We start from the raw sequence: 18276 nt of genomic DNA on the forward strand, positions 1-18276 counted from the left end.
GGACAATGGACGCCGTGAACGACGCCGCGAACCATACTGCCGAGTCAGTTCCGGGCCCGCCGTCCACAGCTTCGGCTCCGGCCGAGGGCGGGCCCGGACACAAAACCGGCTCCCGCCTGTACCCACGAGTCACCAGCTTCCGGTCGCGCAGGGGCGCGCTGACCGCGACCCAGCAGCAATCCTGGGACCGGATGTGGCCCTCGATCGGCCGCGAGGTCGCCGACGAGCCACTGGACGCGACCGCCTGGTTCGGCCGCGACGCACCGCTGGTCATCGAGATCGGCTGCGGCACGGGCACCGCGACGGCGGCCATGGCACAGGCCGAACCGCACCTGAACCTGATCGGCATCGAGGTCTACCAGCCCGGTCTCGCGCAGCTGGTTCAGCGCATCGAGCGCGAAGGGATCGACAACATCCGCCTGCTGCGCGGAGACGCGGTCGACGTGCTGGAGAACATGATTGCCGCGGAGTCGCTGACGGGCGTACGGGTGTTCTTCCCCGACCCGTGGCCGAAGGCGCGCCACCACAAGCGGCGGCTGCTGCAGCCCGCGACGGTCGCGTTGATCGCCAGCCGCCTGAAGCCGGGCGGTGTGCTGCACGTCGCCACCGACCATGCGGACTACGCCGAGCACATTCACGCGGTCGGTATGGCAGAGCCCCTGCTCAGGGGCCTGAACGAAGCCACGGGCGGGAACAGCGAGGAGCATCGCGCCACCGCGCCGATCGGTTTCGAGCGTCCCGTCACGAAATTCGAAGGCAAGGCGCATCGCGCCGGTAGCGCCATCACCGAGCTCATATGGGGGAAGATCGACCGATGAGCGTCAGTGAAATGGCCCACGAAGTGGTCGATGTTGCCGGGGAGGTGCACGGGGGCGGAGCGGAAGGTTTGGGCGGCTCGGCGCCGGACGTGCGCCGCGTCCTGTTGGTGTGGGACGCCCCGAATCTCGACATGGGTCTCGGCGCCATTCTGGGCGGTCGTCCCACCGCCGCCTACCGTCCGCGGTTCGACGCGCTCGGCCGCTGGCTGCTGGCCAGGACCGCCGAATTGTCGGTGGGCGCGGTGCATCGCGTGGAACCCGAGGCCACCGTCTTCACCAACATCGCGCCGGGCACCGCCGACGTCGTACGGCCCTGGGTGGAGGCACTGCGCAACGTCGGCTACGCGGTTTTCGCCAAGCCCAAGATCGATGAGGACTCCGATGTCGACGCCGACATGCTGGCGCACATCGCCCTACGCAGTCGCGGCGCCGGTCTGGCAGGCATCATGGTCGCCTCGGCCGACGGCCAGGCGTTCCGCGAACCGCTGGAGGAACTCGCCGCCAACGGAGTGCCGGTCCAGGTGCTCGGCTTCCGCGAGCACGCGAGTTGGGCCGTCACATCCGATACTCTCGAATTCATCGACCTCGAGGACATTCCGGGCGTGTTCCGTGAACCGCTGCCCCGGGTGAGTCTCGACTCGCTGCCCGACGAGGGTGCCTGGCTGCAGCCGTTCCGGCCGCTGTCGGCACTGCTCACCTCTCGCCCCGCCCAAGGAGTCGCTTAGTGTTCACACGCTGGGGCGATCTGGTATACCGGCTGCGTTTCGCCGTCATCGGCGTAATAGTGGCCGGTCTTCTGGCTCTCGGTGGCTACGGCCTCGGGTTGGAGGACCACCTCAGCTCCAGCGGGTGGGATGACCCGACCTCGGAGTCGGCGCGCGCGGCGCGGATCAAAGACGGGGCGTTCGAACGCGATCACAACTCCGACGTCATCGTGTTGTACACGGCGCCGGAGGGCAAGACCATCGATGACCCGGAATTCAGCGGCGCGATCGTCGCGAATCTCGCCGCCTTGCCCCGCGAGCACCCGGACGAGATCACCAAGATCAACGGGATCTACTGGCGCAACGACGCGAACATCCCGGTTCAGACCAGCGTTTTCGGGTCGAAGGACAAGAAGTACGCCTTCGCCTCCATCGCCATCAGGGGCGACAACGACACCGAGATGGTGCGCAACTACCGCAAGGTGAAGAACGTCTTCTTCATCCCTGACGTCGACGTCCAGGTGACAGGGTTGCAGGCCGTCGCGGGAACCCTGAACGACACCATGGCCGATGACCAGAAGCGCATGGAAATCCTTGCCATTCCGGCCGTGGCGCTCCTGCTCTTCTTCATCTTCGGCGGAATCGTCGCCGCCGCACTGCCGCTGGTCGTCGGTGGCCTCACCGTGGTCGGCGCCTGGGGGATCGTCCGCTTCATCACCGAGTTCACCGAGGTGAATTCGTTCGTCTCGCCGGTCGTCTCGATGATCGGCCTCGGTCTGGCCATCGACTACGGCTTGTTCATCGTGAGCCGATTCCGCGAGGAACTCGCCGAGGGTTACGGCACCAAGGCGGCCGTCCGCAGATCGGTGATGACTGCGGGCCGCACCGTGGTGTTCTCCGCGACGATGATCGTCGCCAGCCTCGGCGGCATGCTGCTGTTCCCGCAGGGCTTCCTGAAATCGGTCGCCTACGGCGCCATCGCGACGGTCACCCTGGCGGCGCTGACCTCGATCACCGTATTGCCCGCCATGCTGGCGGTGCTCGGTAAGCGCGTCGACATGCTGGGCCTCAAGCGGTTCCGCAAGACGAAGACCGCCGACGAAGTGGAGGGCGGCTTCTGGGGGCAGTCCACCCGCTGGGTGATGAAGCACCCGCTCAAGATCGCGATTCCACTGTGCATCGTTTTGCTGCTGCTGATCATTCCGGTCAAGAACCTGACTTTCGGCGGCATCAACGAGCGGTATCTGCCGCCGGACAATCCGACCCGCTTGGCGCAGAAAGAGTTCGACACGGTTTTCCCGTTGCGCAAATCGGATCCGATCGAACTGGTTTTCATGGTCGACGATCCGAGCCTCGCTCCCTCGGTGGGCAAGGTGGTGAAAGAGGCGAGCGAAGCGCCCGGGCTGGCGGGCGCATTCGCTTATCCGCCCAGCACGGCGCCCAAAGACAAGACCATTTTCACGACTTCCGTCCCGCTGACCAATTCGGAGGACGCCGATCCGACCATCGAGTACCTACGCTCGATGGAGTTACCCGAGGGTGTCACCATGCTCGTCGGTGGTCAGCCGACGATCCAGAAGGACAGCATCGACGCGCTGCTCGGCCGGATGCCCCTGATGATCGCGCTGGTCCTGTTCGTGACCACACTGCTGATGTTCCTGACCTTCGGCTCCCTGGTGCTGCCGATCAAGGCCGCGCTGATGAGCGCCCTCGGTCTCGGGTCCACGCTCGGCATCCTCACCTGGATCTTCATCGATGGCCACGGCGCGGGCCTGTTGAACTTCACTCCGCAGCCGATCATGTCGCCGGTGCTGGTGCTGATCATCGCGATCATCTACGGTCTGTCCACCGACTACGAAGTCTTCCTGATGTCGCGCATGGTAGAGGCGCGTGCCCAGGGCGCGAGCACCACCGAGGCCGTCCGGATCGGCACCGCGCAGACCGGCCGGATCATCACCGCCGCCGCGCTGATCCTGCTCGTCGTCACCGGCGCGTTCGCGTTCTCCGACCTGGTGATGATGCAGTACATCGCCTACGGCATGATCGCCGCGCTGTTCATCGACGCCACCGTGCTGCGCATGCTGCTCGTCCCGGCGACCATGAAGCTCCTCGGCGACGACTGCTGGTGGGCACCGGCCTGGATGAAGAAGGTGCAGGAGAAGGTCGGGCTCGGCGAGCCGATCCTCGACGACGAGCGAGTGGGCGGCGGCGATGTCGTCGACCTGGTCAAGACCACGCCGATCACCGACCCGGTGACCATGCAGATTCCCGCCGTCACCGACGCCAACAAGATGCCGCGCAGGCGTAAGCCGCGCACGGTCGCCGAGATCGAGGCCGAAGCGCCCACCAGGCGGCTGGACCGGGTTCCGCCGTCGCCCGCGCCGCAGGCGACGCCTGCCCCGCCACCGCTCGATCCCGCCCGGCAACGGCCGGAACCGCCACGAAATGCCACACCTCCGCAGGGTGAGCCGATTCGCCCGCGGCGCATCGCACAGCCGCCGAACGCCGCGCGCTCGATACCGGACCAAGCGGAGCAGCGGCCCCCGTCGCCGCCCGCGAACCCGCAAGGCTTCGCAGCGCCGCGACCGATTCCGCCCACGGGTCTGCCGCAGGACCAGAACGTGCCGCACGCCGGTGTGCCGTCGGTGGTCTTCCCCGAGCACAGCCCGCGCCCCGTCGTGTCCTCGGTCACGCCACCCGCTGCGCGCCCGACCCCCGCACCGGAACCCTTTCCGCTGTCCGGCATTTCGCAAGACCCGACCGTCGACCTCGCACAGCAGTCCGGCGCTCCCCGTGCGGCGCGGCACCTGCCGCCCGACGCTCCGGGCGCTCCGGAAGGCCCCGCTCACCGCGCACCCGAGCCCGAGCCCGAAGCGCCCGCGGAGCCGTACAACGGACCGGACACCACCAACCGCAGCAGTATCGAGAGCTGGATGGCGCAACTGCGCTCTTCCCGCCGCCCTATCGGCAGACCCGAGGAAGGCAGGCATCACGGCGGCGACGGCCGCACGGTGAGCGTGAACGAACTACTGCGCCGCCGCGACCGCGAGTGAGCGGGTAGGGGTCGCCGAGTCAGCGACCGCCGCGTCCGAGTGGGCCTCCCGGATGGCTCGGCTCGCCGACAATCGCCCGGTTGCGTGACGCGGGACCGGGCTGCGGTCGCGGGACCTGTCCGAGGTGTCCGGACCGTGGCAGACAGGGCATCGTTCCAGCCCCCTCATCGAATGACTCGAGGCATCAGTAGACACGACCTCAGCGAGACCTACGATGCGTCCAGCAATCCGAAAGCAATGTCGTCGAGCATCACTTCCTGGATAAAACCGCAGTACTGAGCTCATCTGCGCCGAATGAAGAAGTGGCCAACGGTTAACTAGAGCTGTCGCCAGCGCGATCTATTGCTGTGACCGACATCAAATTCTTCTTCTCTAGGGGCTTCACATGCTGATCTTCGGCTGGCAAACGCGCGTCCACACGCTCGCCATCATCACCTTGATCTGCGGCCACTGCGGCAATCCCGCCGCACACGCGCTGCGCAAAGTGGTGACCAAGTTCGAGTTCTTCTTCATTCCACTCTTCCCGATCAGCACCAAGCACTACCTGGAATGCACCTGGTGCGGCGCATCGTTTCCGGTCGCCAAACCGCAAATCCCCGAGCTGCTCGCCCGCGCGAACGCCGAGACCATGGGCCCGGCTCAGTACCCGCAGCCTGTCGCGGGTAGCCCCCATGCGCAGTGGACCCAGCAATCCGCCCCCAACACACCCCCGACCAACTGGCAGCGCTGACCCGAGCGCCGTACGGCCCCGCCGACGCCGGCTTCCACCGCCGCGCCCCCCGGGGCCTGCACGTCCTACGTCGGTTCCGCGACTTCCGCGATCTCGTCGGCCGGGAGCCGCACACCGGCGGTTGGCTCAGCGGACGGTCGTGTCCTCAGGGTCGCTGCCCGCTCCCGCGTCGGCGAAGGCGCGGGCGTAGCGGGTTCCGGCCAAGAGCAGCAGGATGCCGACGATGAGGAAAGCGGCGACGCGGACCAAACCGTCCAGGGTGGCCAGGTCGAAGAGGAACAGCTTGGCCAGTGCGGCCGCGGTGACCAGCAGTCCGGAGCCCAAGGCGAGTTTGGCTACGGCGGGCGCGGCGGCGAGCTTGCGCAATCCGAACAGGAGGGCGGCGGTCGCGGCGGCCATCCAGAGAATGGTCGCGGCGCTGTGGCCGACGAGGAACCCGTTCGGGGTGCCGGTCGCGACGCCGATGGAGACCGTCGTCGCGGTGACCGCGTAGAGGCCGGCGACGCTCGCGGCGATCCATTGCCACTCGTTGCCCGCGGCCGGGCCGTGCACCCGCCGCGCGCACCACAGCGCCACCGCGACCACGCTCAGGGCGAGAACCGCGCCGAGCACGGTCGCCACCCCGAGATCGGCCTCCGAGCGATGTTGCGAGGCAAGAATTTCCGGGCTCGCGATATTCAGCAACGCGAAGCCGCCGAGTACCGCGAACGCCGTGCCGAGCCACGCCGCCGGACGCGACCTCCGCTGACCCGCCACACCGAGGAACGCCGACGCCACCAAGAGCAGAGCCGTGGGCAGCGTCCGCGTCTCGGTCGTACCGACGCACACCTCCAGCAAGGCGATCGAGCCCGCGACGGCGGCCACGAGCGCGGTATGTGCGGGAATTCGCAATTGTTCGTTCAGTTTCGGCACCATGGTCACCGCCGCGACGAGCAGAAGCACCGCGGCGGCGATCGATGCCACCGACACCGTGACGAGCCGTTCTTCGAACATTCCCGGAGCCACCAGGATCGGCACGAGCGCCGCCGCCATCGTCAGCGAGGCGGTGAGATCGGCGGGCCGGTGCCGGACGACGACGATCGTTCCGGCGACCCCGACCAGCGCGATCGCCCCCGCGGCAGCGAGCACCCAGATGCGTTCCGCGGTCGTGGGCGTGCCGAGGATCGCCCCCGTGACGAACACGAACGTCGCCAGTACGGCCGGCATAGTCCGTGCCACGTGCAGATACGGCCAGTTACGTGTGACTTGCACCGGCACGCAGGCCAGCTGCAACACGATCAAGAACGCGAGCAGGACCAGCCGCGTGGTCAACACCGGAGACAACGCCGCCGCGGCGAGCACCACCAACACCGCGAACGGCTGTGAGCGCCATTGCATCGCCAGCCCCACTCCCGCGGCGGCGACACCGAAGGCGACGGCGAGCCCGAGCACCGGATGCAGCCAGTGGTAGATGGCGGTCACCGCGACGACATCGAGGTAAGCACCCGCGACACCGGTGGCCGCTAGCGCGATACCACCGACCCGCCCGCCGGCCCGCTGGAAAACCCGCACGCCGGTGCCCACGAGTGCGGCCGAGAACACCGCTCCGGCAACCACTCTCGGCACCGGTCCGAAGAACCCCGCCTGCGCGGCCAATACCAGCAGCATCGCGACGCCGATCAGTGTCACCGCGACACCGGCCAGCGCCAGGATCCGGCTGATCACCCCGTCCCGCTGCCACCAAGGGGTGTGCGGCACCGATCGCTCCGCGCGCGGCGGGACCGGCGGACGAGGTGGCACCGCCCCCGGCATCGGCCCCTGCGCGATCGGCGGCCACGGAGCACCACCCCACCCGCCGCCGGGCGGCGGGGCGAAACGCGGAACATACTGGGGCTGCGGCGGGGGAACCGGCATACCAGCCGTCGGCGAATGGGCCGGCCAAGGCGGCACCCCGGGTGGCACGGCCCCGGACGGAGCGCCCTCCCATCCCGCGAATCCGCCACCGGCGGACGTATGGGCCGCATCGAATACGGGGCCCGCACCGGATGCCGTCCGACCAGGCACGCCGGAGATCGGGTCGGACGACCCGCCCGGTACGGAACTTTCTCGAACCGGAGCACCCCCCTGTTCGGCCGTCCCCCCGGCCGCGGACCCACCGGGCGCATCGGCCGTCCCCCCGCGAGCACCTCCGGCCACAGGCCCACCCGGCGAGGCAGCCGTCCACCCGTGCGTTCCCTCCGCCGCGGACCCACCGGGCGCATCGGCCGTCCCCCCGCGAGCACCTCCGGCGACAGGCCCACCCGGCGAGGCAGCTGTCCACCCGTGCGTTCCCCCGGCCGCGGGCCCACTCGGCATACCGGCTGTCCGCCCGCGTGCGTCGCCGGTCACGGACGCACTCGACGTGTCGGCCGTAGACCCGCGAGCCTCGCCGGAAACGGGCCCACCCGAGGTGTCGGATCGGCCGGAATCCCGGTGAAGGCCGACCGCATCCCCGGCGACCTGCTCGCGCAGTAGCTGCAGGTCCCGTCCGAGCACGCCCAGCTGCATCCCCAACGTGGTGAACTCGCCGGAGAGCCGCGCGAGCAGCGCCGGATCGATGGAGGTAGTCATGACTTCATGCTGGTTTCCGCGAGGCGCGCGGGCATGAGTAGTTACCCCTGGTAGACAGCCGAGTTCTACCCGACCGGCCAGCGCCCTGGCTGTCGGGTGCGGACCGGTCACGCCGAGTGGTCAGTGGGCGCGCGAACCGACGACCTCATGCACGGCATCGATCACCGCGCCCCGCGGGGGCATGCGCAGGACGCCCGGCGCGGGTTCCCCCGCCCAATGCCAGCCGAGGGCAGTATCGGAGCTGGGCAGCAGGATCATGCGACCGCCGGGGACCACGGTGACACCATGACCGGCGAGGCAGCGGCGCACCGGGACTTCAACCGGCCGAGCAGGGCTCGGGGGCGTGACGAGGAAGGTCCAGGTGCGTTCGCCCGGGTCGGCGATCACGGGTGCGGTGTGGCTGCGGTCCAACTGGGCCAGCACTTTCCGGCCCAGTTCCGGCGGCATGACGATCGCCCCCATGATGGAACCGGTGGTGATGATCGGGCGTCCGGCCAGAAGCTGGACCGGCAGCCCGTAGGTATGCCGCAGCAGACGCGCGACTTCATGTGGATTGTGACAGCTCTCGAACATCGCCCTACTCCGCATCACAGAAGCCGAATTCGGTCATAACGGCGGAGTTCGGGCATAGCAACCCGCGCTGGTCGCGCGTCCCTGTTCCGGGATTCGCGGGAAGAGCGCTGACGTGGCGTACCGGTCGGGAAGTGATGTGGCGCGCCGGTCGGGTGGTCTGTGCACCAGGCCGCTGCGCGCGATCAGCGCGCCCGGCCTGCACGGTGGTATTCGGCATGGTTTTCATCGCCGCCGCCCTTTGCAGTCAAAGTTGCAGAAAGGCAACGGTATTCCAACCAACAGCGAACGAGTCGTACGCAATGTCCCACTTCGTGGGTTCCAGATAACATAGCGTCGTACTCTGAAACCCAGATTTAACAAAGGACTTGGGTATGGACGAATCGTCGATCGGAGTTCGGATCCGCCAGTTCCGCGGCAAGGCACTCACCCAGCGTCAGCTCGCCGACCAGGCGGGGGTCAGCGTGGATCTGGTGCGCAAGCTCGAGCAGGGCGGCCGACAGACCGCCTCCATCGCCAGCTTGCAGAAGATCGCGCGGGCCCTGGACGTGGACATCGCCGATTTGATCGGCAAGCGCCAAGGTGTGCCGTCCGCCAATCCGGACGCGGGCATCGTGGCGATCCGCCGCGCCCTCACACCGGTCGACGACCTGCTCGGCGGAACCAAGGAGGAGACGGCGGTCAGCCTCGACGACGGCCGCCGTGCGGTCGACTACGCTTGGGGCGCCTACTGGTCGGGCCGCTACGAACTGCTGACCTCGATCCTCCCGCCCGGATTGACCCAGCTCCGCGCCACCGTGCACGCCGCGCGCAACGGTTCGGTCGCACCCGCCAACGAGTTGCTGGCCAGGATGTACTGGGTAACCGGCTGCACGCTGGTGCATCTCGGCCAGACCGATCCGGCGTTCCTGGCGATCCGGCAGGCGCTGGCCGCCGCCGACCTGGGCAACGATCCCCTGCTGCTGGCCACCATCCGCGGTTCGGTGGCCTGGCAGTTGCTGATCCAGGGCCGCTACGACGAATCGCGCGGCGTCGCGCTGAACGCGGCCGCGGCCCTGGAGCCCTCCGGCGATGTCACGCCGACGCACCTGTCCGCCTACGGCTCGCTGGTCTTGCAAGGTGCGACCGCCGCGGGCCGGGCGCAGGACGTGCACGACGCGTTGTCCCTGGTCCAGGCGGCGAGCGAGGTCGCGTTGCGGATCGGCGCGGATCGGCAGGACTACGAGACCTATTTCGGCCCTTCGCAGGTCGTCATGCAGACGGTCGATGTCAACGTCTCCTCCGAGCGCTACCCGGAGGCGCTGGCCGCGGCCGAGGACATGCCTGCCAACGGCAGTCTCCCGCAAGCCTCGCGGGCCCGGCACCTCGCCGACACGGCGGTCGCGCTGACCCGTACCGGGCAGCACCAGCGCGCGCTGAACGCTTTGCTCACCGCGGAACGGGTGGGCGGCGCGGACTGGCTCAAATACCAGACTTTGCCGCGCCATATCGTGTCCGAACTACTCGACCACGACCGGAAGGTGCCGCTGCGCGCCTTCGCCCGCCGGATCGGGGTCAACACCTAGGTCGCCAGTCGTTCGCCGGCTCGTTCGATCACTTCGTCCAGCACGTCGCGCGAGCGCACGAGATCATTGATGGTGCGGGTGATCCGTTCCCGCTCGGTCCGCAACTCGTCGACCAGCGCGGGGGTGGCGTACTCGTTGGGACCGCCGTCCGCGTCGCGCATGCAGGGCAGGATCCGCGAGATCTTCTTGCTGGTGAGTCCCGCCGCAAGCAGCTCCTGGATGTGAATGACCCGGTCCACCGCCCGCTCCGGATAGTCGCGGTGACCGCCGGGCGTGCGCTCGGAGGCCAGCATGCCTTGCTCCTCGTAGTAGCGCAGCGACCGCTCACTCACGCCGGTGCGCTCGGCGAGTTCCCCGATTCGCATCCGCCACCTGGCCTTTCCCGTTCCGGCTTGAATCTCACACTGATGTCAAGTTTTACCGTACTACCATGACGAACACAGCGGTTTCCGCCCTCTTCCAGCCGGCGGCCATCGGCTCCCTCGCACTGCCGCACCGCCTCGTGATGGCACCGATGACCCGCAACCGCGCCGCGGCCGACGGCACCCCGTCACCGCTCATGGCGACCTACTACGCACAGCGCGCGAGCGCGGGCCTGATCATCGCCGAGGCGACCACGCCGAACCGGGTCGGGCAGACCTACGCCGACATCCCTGGCATCTACACCGAGGAACACGTCGCGGGCTGGCGCGCGGTGACCGGCGCTGTCGCGGCCGCGGGCGGGCGCATGTTCCTGCAACTCCAGCACGGCGGCCGAATCGGCCATCCGGACAACAGCGGGCTGACCCCGATCGCACCCTCGCCGGTTCCGTTGCCCGAACCCATTCACACGCCAAGCGGCGCGCAAGATGCCGTCGTCCCGCTGGAGATGACCACCGCCGATATCCGGTCCACCATCGCCGATTTCGTGTCCGCTGCCCGAAACGCCGTCGCGGCCGGATTCGCAGGGGTGGAAATCCACAGCGCGAACGGCTATCTGTTGCACCAATTCCTGGCGCAGAACACCAATCAGCGCACCGACTCCTACGGTGGATCCGTGGCCAACCGCATCCGTTTCACCGTCGAAGTGGTCGAAGCGGTCGCCGACGCGATCGGCGCCGAGCGCGTCGGTGTGCGACTCTCCCCCGGAGTCTCGGTCAACGGCATCGATGAGGGTGACACCGAGGACATCTATCCCGCACTCGTTTCGGCGCTGGCGGACAAGGACCTCGCCTACCTGCATTACGTCTTCGCCGACCCCGATCAGCCGCTGTTCCAGCGCATTCGGTCGCTGTGGGCGGGCATCTTGATCGCCAACCCGAATCTGGGCTGGGGCGTTGCGCTGCCCGAGGACGGCGGCAGGCAAGCAGCGCAGCGCCTGCTCGCCGGCGGCGCCGACCTGATCGCACTGGGCCGTTCCTTCCTGGCAAACCCCGATCTGGTCGAGCGGTTCCGCACAAGAGCACCACTGAACGCGGTACGCGACGCGCACCTCATGTACGTGGGCGGCGCGGAGGGCTACACCGACTACCCGACACTGGCCATGGCGCCCGCGACCCGCTGACCGGCCGCTCAGCGACCGATCAACTTCCGCCACTGCGCGATGAACGGATGCTTCGCGGTGACCGATCCGAATCGCACTTTGCCGTGCACCACCAGATGCAGCGGGCCGATCGGCGGGCCGGTGCGGACCTTGTTGTTCACGCTGGAACCGATCAGCTCCAGCCCGTTGAGGTCGACGGTGGCCTCCGCGGGCACGATCAGGGTGATCGAGCCGAAGAAGTCGTCGACACGCAGCTCGACCACTTGGGTCGACATGATCGCCGCGGTGAAGTCCAAGGTGACCCCGGACAGCCAGTTGTTCAGATGCAACGTGGGTGGCACCTGCCACGGGCCACGGCGGCTCACGCCGGACAACCGCGAACGGATCACGTTCCCCGCGGGGTTCGGGCCGGGGGCCTGCCTGGCGAACGCGGGTGCGGTGTTCACGAACGTCGACGGCGGTGCGGCGGGCTGCCCGACCAGGCGCACACCGGGCAGATCGATGAGGACGGCGTTCAGCTCTCCCCTCGTCCTGGCGGCCAGCGCGGTGTCCATCCGCTCGGTGAACTCGCCGAGCGAAAGCATGCCGAGGCCCACCGCGCGCTGCAACAGTTGACCGACATGTTCCCGCTCGGCGTCCGACACGCGCAGTTCCCGGTCGCCCACCGCGCCGCCGGAGCCGACCGCACTCGATACCGATTCGGGCCCACCCATGCGATCGAGGTTACCGAGCGCGCGGCCACCGCCGCATCAGGGCGAACCCTGAATCGGAAGCCGCCGGACCTACTCGAGCCCCTGCTCGATGGCGTAGCGGGTCAGCTCGACCCGGTTCGCCAGCTGCAATTTGCGCAGCGTCGCCTGCACATGGTTCTCGACGGTGCGATGGCTCAGTCCCAGCCGCGTCGCTATCTGCTTGGCGGACAACCCTTTCGCCACCATTCGCAGCACCTCGGTCTCCCGCTCGGTGAGCGCGGGCCGGTGTGGCTCGTCGGGTCGCGCGGGCGCGGTCGCCATCCGCCGGTATTCACCGAGCACCAGCCCGGCCAGCCCGGGAGTGAACACCGCCTGACCAGCCGCGGTGGCGCGCACGGCGTCGACGAGCTCGGCCACCGACGCGCTTTTGACCAGGTAGCCCGAGGCGCCCGCCTTGATCGCGTCGAGGACGTCGTCGCGCTCGGCCGAGGCCGAGAGCACCAGCACCCGGCTCTGCGGCGAGACCCGCAGCACCTCGGCGGTGGCCTGCGCCCCGTTGCCGTCGGGCAGCTGCATGTCCATCAGCACCACGTCCGGGCGCACCGCCGCCGCGCGCCTGCCCGCCGCGGCGACACCGTCGGCCGTGGCCGTCACCCGGAACCCGGCCTCGGTGAGATCGCGGGAGACGCCGTCGCGCCACATCGGGTGATCGTCCACCACCATCACCGAGATGAACTCGGCCGCCTGGTCCGTCATCCGTCCCTCCCGTATTCGCTCATGCCTGCGCCCATCGTTCGCTCGCTCATCTGGGCACCCGGAATTCCCATTCGGTACCGAACCCGGCCCCGCCGTCGATCTCGGTGAGCAGGTCCGCGCTGCCGCCGAGTGCCCCGATCCGCCCGACGATCGATCGGGAAACACCCATGCGCCCTTCGGCTTCCGCCTCGGCCAGCCGGCCCGGCGGGATGCCGACGCCATCGTCGCGCACACTGATCACCAGTTCGTCGCCGGTGTCCTCCAGCAGGACATATGCCCGAGCATCCGGCCCGGCGTGCAGTTCCACGTTGGACAGCGCCGTGGCCACGGCCGACGCGATCTCGTTCGCCATCCAGCGCCCGACCCGCACCGGATCGCCGGGCGTGGACACCGACACCGTCGGGGTGGATTGCGCGGTCAGCAGGGGCCGCAGGTCTACCTCCGCGCCCCCCGCGTCCCGGTGATCGGCCTGCTCGGTGATCAGCACGCGCAGCGCCACCTCCTGCTCACCGGCGCGCAGGGCCAATTCCTCGGTGGGGCCGCCGATCTCGCTGCCGCGGCGCTTGATGTAGCTGAGCACTTGCAACACTCCGTCGTGCACCTCGCGGGAGAGCCGTTCGCGCTCCTCGGCGGCCGCGGTCAGGCGCACCGCTTGCTCCAGCTGGTCCTGGGCCCGGCGGGCGGTGTTGGCGGCCAAGCCGAGCGCGAGGCCCACCGAGACGAGCACCGGCACCGTCGCGTCCGTCCACACGTCCTCACCCCACTGGTCACGGACCGTCAGCGACACCGCGGCGATCGAGGCTCCGGACAGCACACCGGCGAACGGTCCCCGCAGGATCGCCGCGCCGATCACGGCGTTCGTCGCCCACAGTGTGGTCGGCAGCGTCTGATGTCCGTGGTACCAGCCGTAATCGGCGACCAGGCGGGTGGCGGCCATCAACCCGATCACGACCACGTGGTCGCCGATCACCACCCAGACACGCAGCCGGGCCACCTCGGGAAAGTGCCACTGCGACAGCATGATCGCCGAAGCGCCCGACCACACCGCCATCAGCGCGACGAGCACCCAGCTCAACCGCTGATTCGTGTAGTACGGCACCGAGGCGATCTGCTGGCCGACCGCGTACAGCAGGGTCACCAACCGCAGCGCCTGCGCGGCCCGCCACAGCGGTGTGGTCGCCACGTCGGCCGAGCGCAGTTCAGGCCCTCGACGTGCCATCGCCGGCTTGCGCGCCGTCATCGGATTCCGCCTTCTGCTGCGCCGCCTTCATCTCCTCCGCCCGCTTCCGGATCGCCTCCATCAGCGTCGCGGCCACGTCGAACCGGCCGGGATCGGGGTGATCGGCCTCGGCCTGATACAGCCCGCGATGGTCCTCACCGGTCTGTAGTTCCTCGTACAACTCCTCCGGTCCGTCGAGCAACGACCGAATGGCGGTGTTCATCACCGCGACGAACGGCACGGCGAGCAGACCGCCCGCGATCCCGCCGATCACCACGCCCGCCGTGATCGCCAGCACCACCGCCAGCGGATGGATGCTCACCGCCCGCCCGAGCAGCAGCGGTTGCAGCACGTGGCCCTCGAGCTGCATGACCGCGATGATGATGCCGAGCACGATCAAAGCGGTGACCAGCCCTTTGGTCACCAACGCGATGAACACCGCGATGAACCCGGCCAGAAAAGCGCCGATGATCGGGATGAACGCGCCGATGAACACCAGCGAGGCCAGCGGGAGCGCCAAAGGCACCCCGAGAATGGCCAGTCCGGCGCCGATGCCGATGGCGTCCACCGCGGCTACCGCAACGGTCGCGCGGACGAATCCGACGAGCGTGCCGAACCCGAGTTGCCCGGCGGTGCGGACCCGCTCGCGGTGGTCGGTGGGCACGATCCTGGTGACGAAATCCCAGATCTGGTCGCCGCCGTAGAGGAAGAAGATGAGGATGAACATCGTCAGGAAAGTGCCGGTGAGCAATTCGCCGATCACGGTCGCGGTGGTGAGCGCCCCGCTGGTCAGGCTGTCCTGATTCGACTGGATCGCCTTGACGACGGCGTCGCCCACGTTGCGGATCTGCTCGTTGCTCAGATGCAGCCTGCCGTTGATCAGCCAGTCCTGGATCTGATGGATGCTGTCGGTGAACTTGTTCGACAGCTGCGGCACACCGGCGACGAACTGTTCGACGACGAAGGTCATGATGCCCGCGACTACGCCGATCGACCCGACCAGCGCCACGAAGACGCCCACCGCGCGCGGCACGCCCAAACGCTGCATCCAGTCCACCAGCGGTGCGAGCAGGGCCGCCGCCAGCAGCGCGATGGCGAGCGGAATGACCACGGTCGCCAACTTCTGCACGATCGCCGCCATCGCGATCGCCAGCCCGAAGAGCACCAGCAGCCGCCAGCCCCACTCCGCCGACACCCGCACGATCGGGTGCACCGTCTCCGCGGCGTGCCGTGACAGCTTGATTTTCCGCTCTGGACTTGGCTTCGGGTCGGTCACCTCCGTGAGCCTAACCGGCTCGGCGGCACCCTGTCCGCGATCAGCGCCGCCGCGACCGCCCCGCAGCGCCGCGGACAGGCCGACATGATCGGAACGCTAGATTGGACCCCGTGTCGGCGCCTCTGGAAGCGGTCAAACAGACCATGCGAACGCGCTGGCCGCTGTACCTGACATCGATGCTGCTGGCGAACGCTTTCGGCGCGGTTCTGGTGTGGGCCTTCATCCAGTACGGACTACCCGTCCCCGAGGGCGAGCCCTCCGGTGCCAGGCGCACCGGCCTGCTGATCCCGGCCGTGGTCTTCGTGGCGGGCGGCCTGCTCAGCATGGCCGCCTCCGCGCTGATGCTGCGCCCGGTGATGCGCTGGCAGATGCGCGGCGGACCGCCGAGCCGCCAAGAGCAGATGGCCGCCCTGCACGCACCGCTGCGCCAAGCGATCCTGCACCTCGCACTATGGCTGATCGGCGGGGCCGTGCTGGCCACCCTGATCATCAAGGACACGCCCGCGCTGGCCGGCGCGGTCATCGTGACCGAGTGCATGGCCGCGACCATCGTGTTCGGCTTCACCTACATGCTGGGCGAACGCATCCTGCGCCCGGTCGCCGCCCAAGCGCTGACCGAGGGCACCTTCGACCACACCCTCACCCCGGGCGTCGGCACCAGGATGGCGATGACCTGGGGCATGGGCACCTTCGCCCCCACCATCGCCATCGTGCTGCTGTGCGTCACCCAGATCTCCTCGGATGTGAAGTTCTCCGCGCAGTCGCTGGCCATCTCCATCCTGCTGCTGTGCGGCGTGGTGATCATGCAGGCGCTCGCATTGTCCATGCTCACCGGTTCGAGCATCTCCGACCCGGTGCGCCAGCTCAGCCAAGCCATCGACCGGGTGCAGGCCGGGGCGCGCGACGTGCAGGTCGAGGTCTTCGACGGCAGCGAGATCGGGCTGCTGCAGGTCGGCTTCAACCGGATGATGGAGGAGGCCGCCAAGCGCCGCCAGCTCCAGGAGCTGTTCGGTCAGCACGTCGGCGAGGAAGTAGCGCAGCGGGCGCTGGACTACGGCACCGAACTCGGCGGCGAGACCCGGTTCGTCGCGGTGCTGTTCGTCGACATGGTCGGCTCCACCGCCACCGCCGCCGAGCGGCCGCCCACCGAGGTGGTGAGCCTGCTCAACGAGTTCTTCCGCATCGTGGTCGACGTGATCGACCGCCACCACGGCTTCGTCAACAAATTCGTCGGCGACGCGGCGCTGGCCATCTTCGGCGCGCCGCTGGACCGCCCGGACGCGCCGACCGCCGCGCTCGCCGCCGCGCGCGAACTGCGCGAAACCCTCCGGGAAGTCCCCGGCCTGGACATCGGGATCGGTGTTTCGGCCGGCCTGGCCGTCGCGGGGAACATCGGCGCGGCCAACCGCTTCGAGTACACGGTGATCGGAGATCCGGTCAACGAAGCATCCCGGCTCACCGAGCTGGCCAAAGAACGTCCCGGCCGGACGCTGGCCTCGGGCAGTGCGCTGTATTTCGCCGAGGAAAGCGAGCAGGACCAGTGGGAAACCGGCGACGAGGTACAGCTGCGCGGCAGACGCAGGAAAACGCTTCTGGCCTGGCCACGAGAACAGGCCGACGCGCCCGGCGATACCGATGTCGAAACGGCGCGTTCGTTAGGCTGACCGCGTGACGGCCGACGGGGAACTGCCAGGAGAGCCGCCGCCGACGCCGGGTTCTCGCCGTGGCAGATTCCGCTGGCTGAAGTGGGTGCTCGGCGCGGCCCTGCTGGCCCTGCTGATCGCCGAGGGCGTGTACCTCTGGCCGCGCCTGCACGAGTCCTGGCGCAAGCTCACCGAGATCCACTGGGGTTGGCTGGCCGCCTCGATCTGGCTGCAGGCGCTGTCGATGAGCGGATTCGCCAGGGTGCAGAAACAGCTGCTCAAAGCGGGCGGCATCGCGGTGAATCAGCGCAAATCCGTCGCGGTGGTCTACGGTGCGACGGCGATGTCGGTGACCTTGCCCGCGGGCCAGGTGTTCTCCACCGCGTTCACCTACCGGCAGACCAGACGCTGGGGCGCCAGTCCGATCGTCGCCTCCTGGCAGCTGGTGTTCTCCGGCGTGGTCGCGGCGGTGGGTTTGGCGCTGCTCGGGGTCGGCGGCACGCTGCTGTCGGGCGGGCGAGTAGGTCCGTTGAATTTGATTCTCTCGCTGACCGCCGTCGTCGCGCTGGTGTGGGCGGGCAATCACGTCTCGCGCGATCCCGGTTCGCTCGAGGCGCTGCTGCGCAGAGTGCTCGCGCTGGTCAACCGGGTGCGAAAACGGCCACCGGGGCACGGCGCGGACAAGATCGCGGAGATGCTCGGCCAACTGGAATCGGTAGACCTCGGCAAGCGCGACGGTCTCTTGGTGGCGCTCTGGGCGCTGATACACCGTTTCGCCGACGTGGCCTGCCTCGGCGCGGCCTGTTACGCGGTCGGCGCCGATCCGCGCATCGCCGGCCTGCTGCTCGCGTTCGCCGTGGGCAAGGCGGTCGGGTCCATCCCGTTCGCGCCGGGCGGCATCGTCTATGTCGACGCGACGCTGATCTACGGTCTCACCGCCGCCGCGGGCCTGCCCGCCGCGCAGGCGGTCGCCGCGGCGTTCGTCTATCGGATGGTGAGCTTCGTCCTGGTCGCGATCGTCGGCTGGATCGTGTTCGGGTTCCTGTTCCGCACCCCGCAGGCCGACGACGAAGAGTTCGAGAAGGAATTCGAGCAGCGGCGGCTGTGACCGCCGCCGCGACCCGGCCCGCGAAGGCCCG

The 18276-nt window shown here is 68.7% G+C and carries 15 protein-coding genes; 8 read left to right on the forward strand and 7 right to left on the reverse strand.

What is annotated here, in order from left to right; genetic code table 11:
- Window positions 1-5: 5 nt before the first annotated feature.
- The 4 genes from trmB (at window position 6) to ACFU5M_RS11950 (ending at window position 5305) form a co-directional block, all read left to right on the forward strand.
- On the forward strand, window positions 6-818 hold the full coding sequence (gene trmB / locus ACFU5M_RS11935; RefSeq protein ID WP_379047899.1) for a tRNA (guanosine(46)-N7)-methyltransferase TrmB: 813 nt from the start codon (window positions 6-8) through the stop codon (window positions 816-818).
- Entirely contained in the window at window positions 815-1543 is a 729-nt protein-coding gene (locus tag ACFU5M_RS11940) for an NYN domain-containing protein (RefSeq protein ID WP_379047902.1), read from the forward strand. The genes trmB and ACFU5M_RS11940 overlap by 4 nt, the downstream gene beginning before the upstream one ends.
- Window positions 1543-4575: an MMPL family transporter gene (locus ACFU5M_RS11945; protein WP_379047905.1), complete on the forward strand. Its 3033-nt coding sequence runs from the start codon at window positions 1543-1545 to the stop codon at window positions 4573-4575. The genes ACFU5M_RS11940 and ACFU5M_RS11945 overlap by 1 nt, the downstream gene beginning before the upstream one ends.
- Before the next feature lie 385 nt (window positions 4576-4960).
- Entirely contained in the window at window positions 4961-5305 is a 345-nt protein-coding gene (locus ACFU5M_RS11950; RefSeq protein ID WP_379047908.1) for a zinc-ribbon domain-containing protein, read from the forward strand.
- A gap of 126 nt (window positions 5306-5431) precedes the next feature.
- Here ACFU5M_RS11950 and ACFU5M_RS11955 read toward each other — a convergent pair whose 3' ends face one another.
- On the reverse strand, window positions 5432-7042 hold the full coding sequence (locus tag ACFU5M_RS11955) for a DUF2339 domain-containing protein (RefSeq protein WP_379047911.1): 1611 nt from the start codon (window positions 7040-7042) through the stop codon (window positions 5432-5434).
- Between the two features lie 972 nt (window positions 7043-8014).
- A complete protein-coding gene (locus tag ACFU5M_RS11960) occupies window positions 8015-8467 on the reverse strand; it encodes a hypothetical protein (protein WP_379047914.1) in 453 nt (150 codons plus the stop codon).
- Window positions 8468-8838: 371 nt separating this feature from the next.
- On the opposite strand from ACFU5M_RS11960, the gene ACFU5M_RS11965 reads away from it, so the two are divergent.
- Entirely contained in the window at window positions 8839-10029 is a 1191-nt protein-coding gene (locus tag ACFU5M_RS11965; RefSeq protein WP_379047917.1) for a helix-turn-helix domain-containing protein, read from the forward strand.
- On the opposite strand, the gene ACFU5M_RS11970 is transcribed toward ACFU5M_RS11965, so the two are convergent.
- The gene (locus ACFU5M_RS11970) at window positions 10026-10394 is read right to left on the reverse strand and encodes a MerR family transcriptional regulator (protein ID WP_379047920.1); all 369 of its coding nucleotides are present in this window, start codon (window positions 10392-10394) and stop codon (window positions 10026-10028) included. The genes ACFU5M_RS11965 and ACFU5M_RS11970 overlap by 4 nt on opposite strands.
- A gap of 65 nt (window positions 10395-10459) precedes the next feature.
- Here ACFU5M_RS11970 and ACFU5M_RS11975 point away from each other — a divergent pair, with 65 nt between their 5' ends.
- Window positions 10460-11572 carry an alkene reductase gene (locus ACFU5M_RS11975; protein ID WP_379047923.1) on the forward strand — a complete coding sequence of 371 codons (1113 nt, stop codon included), beginning with the start codon at window positions 10460-10462 and terminating at the stop codon, window positions 11570-11572.
- A gap of 8 nt (window positions 11573-11580) precedes the next feature.
- Here ACFU5M_RS11975 and ACFU5M_RS11980 read toward each other — a convergent pair whose 3' ends face one another.
- From ACFU5M_RS11980 to ACFU5M_RS11995, 4 genes are all read right to left on the reverse strand, one after another.
- A complete protein-coding gene (locus ACFU5M_RS11980) occupies window positions 11581-12216 on the reverse strand; it encodes a DUF1707 domain-containing protein (RefSeq protein ID WP_379048026.1) in 636 nt (211 codons plus the stop codon).
- 117 nt (window positions 12217-12333) lie between these two features.
- Window positions 12334-12999, reverse strand: coding sequence for a response regulator (locus tag ACFU5M_RS11985; RefSeq protein WP_379047926.1), 666 nt, complete (start codon window positions 12997-12999; stop codon window positions 12334-12336).
- A 46-nt stretch (window positions 13000-13045) separates the two neighbouring features.
- Window positions 13046-14218, reverse strand: coding sequence for a MacS family sensor histidine kinase (gene macS, locus ACFU5M_RS11990; RefSeq protein ID WP_379048029.1), 1173 nt, complete (start codon window positions 14216-14218; stop codon window positions 13046-13048).
- A complete protein-coding gene (locus tag ACFU5M_RS11995; protein WP_379047929.1) occupies window positions 14199-15494 on the reverse strand; it encodes an AI-2E family transporter in 1296 nt (431 codons plus the stop codon). The genes macS and ACFU5M_RS11995 overlap by 20 nt, the downstream gene beginning before the upstream one ends.
- A 143-nt stretch (window positions 15495-15637) precedes the next feature.
- On the opposite strand from ACFU5M_RS11995, the gene ACFU5M_RS12000 reads away from it, so the two are divergent.
- Both ACFU5M_RS12000 and ACFU5M_RS12005 read left to right on the forward strand, forming a co-directional pair.
- Window positions 15638-17158, forward strand: coding sequence for an adenylate/guanylate cyclase domain-containing protein (locus ACFU5M_RS12000; protein WP_379048032.1), 1521 nt, complete (start codon window positions 15638-15640; stop codon window positions 17156-17158).
- A 4-nt stretch (window positions 17159-17162) separates the two neighbouring features.
- Window positions 17163-18245, forward strand: a complete 1083-nt coding sequence (locus tag ACFU5M_RS12005; protein WP_379047932.1) for a YbhN family protein — start codon at window positions 17163-17165, stop codon at window positions 18243-18245.
- The last annotated feature ends 31 nt before the right edge of the window (window positions 18246-18276 follow it).

Origin of the sequence: Nocardia sp. NPDC057455 (genome assembly GCF_042802775.1) — a bacterium.
In the GTDB taxonomy this organism is placed as follows: Bacteria; Actinomycetota; Actinomycetes; order Mycobacteriales; family Mycobacteriaceae; genus Nocardia.

Bases quoted from the DNA above. Each gene is read 5' to 3' on its own strand.
- trmB (WP_379047899.1), top strand. From the start codon at position 6: ATGGACGCCGTGAACGACGCCGCGAACCATACTGCCGAGTCAGTTCCG.
- ACFU5M_RS11940 (WP_379047902.1), top strand. From the start codon at position 815: ATGAGCGTCAGTGAAATGGCCCACGAAGTGGTCGATGTTGCCGGGGAG.
- ACFU5M_RS11950 (WP_379047908.1), top strand. From the start codon at position 4,961: ATGCTGATCTTCGGCTGGCAAACGCGCGTCCACACGCTCGCCATCATC.
- ACFU5M_RS11960 (WP_379047914.1), bottom strand. From the start codon at position 8,467: ATGTTCGAGAGCTGTCACAATCCACATGAAGTCGCGCGTCTGCTGCGG.
- ACFU5M_RS11965 (WP_379047917.1), top strand. From the start codon at position 8,839: ATGGACGAATCGTCGATCGGAGTTCGGATCCGCCAGTTCCGCGGCAAG.
- ACFU5M_RS11970 (WP_379047920.1), bottom strand. From the start codon at position 10,394: ATGCGAATCGGGGAACTCGCCGAGCGCACCGGCGTGAGTGAGCGGTCG.
- ACFU5M_RS11975 (WP_379047923.1), top strand. From the start codon at position 10,460: ATGACGAACACAGCGGTTTCCGCCCTCTTCCAGCCGGCGGCCATCGGC.
- ACFU5M_RS11985 (WP_379047926.1), bottom strand. From the start codon at position 12,999: ATGACGGACCAGGCGGCCGAGTTCATCTCGGTGATGGTGGTGGACGAT.
- macS (WP_379048029.1), bottom strand. From the start codon at position 14,218: ATGGCACGTCGAGGGCCTGAACTGCGCTCGGCCGACGTGGCGACCACA.
- ACFU5M_RS12000 (WP_379048032.1), top strand. From the start codon at position 15,638: ATGCGAACGCGCTGGCCGCTGTACCTGACATCGATGCTGCTGGCGAAC.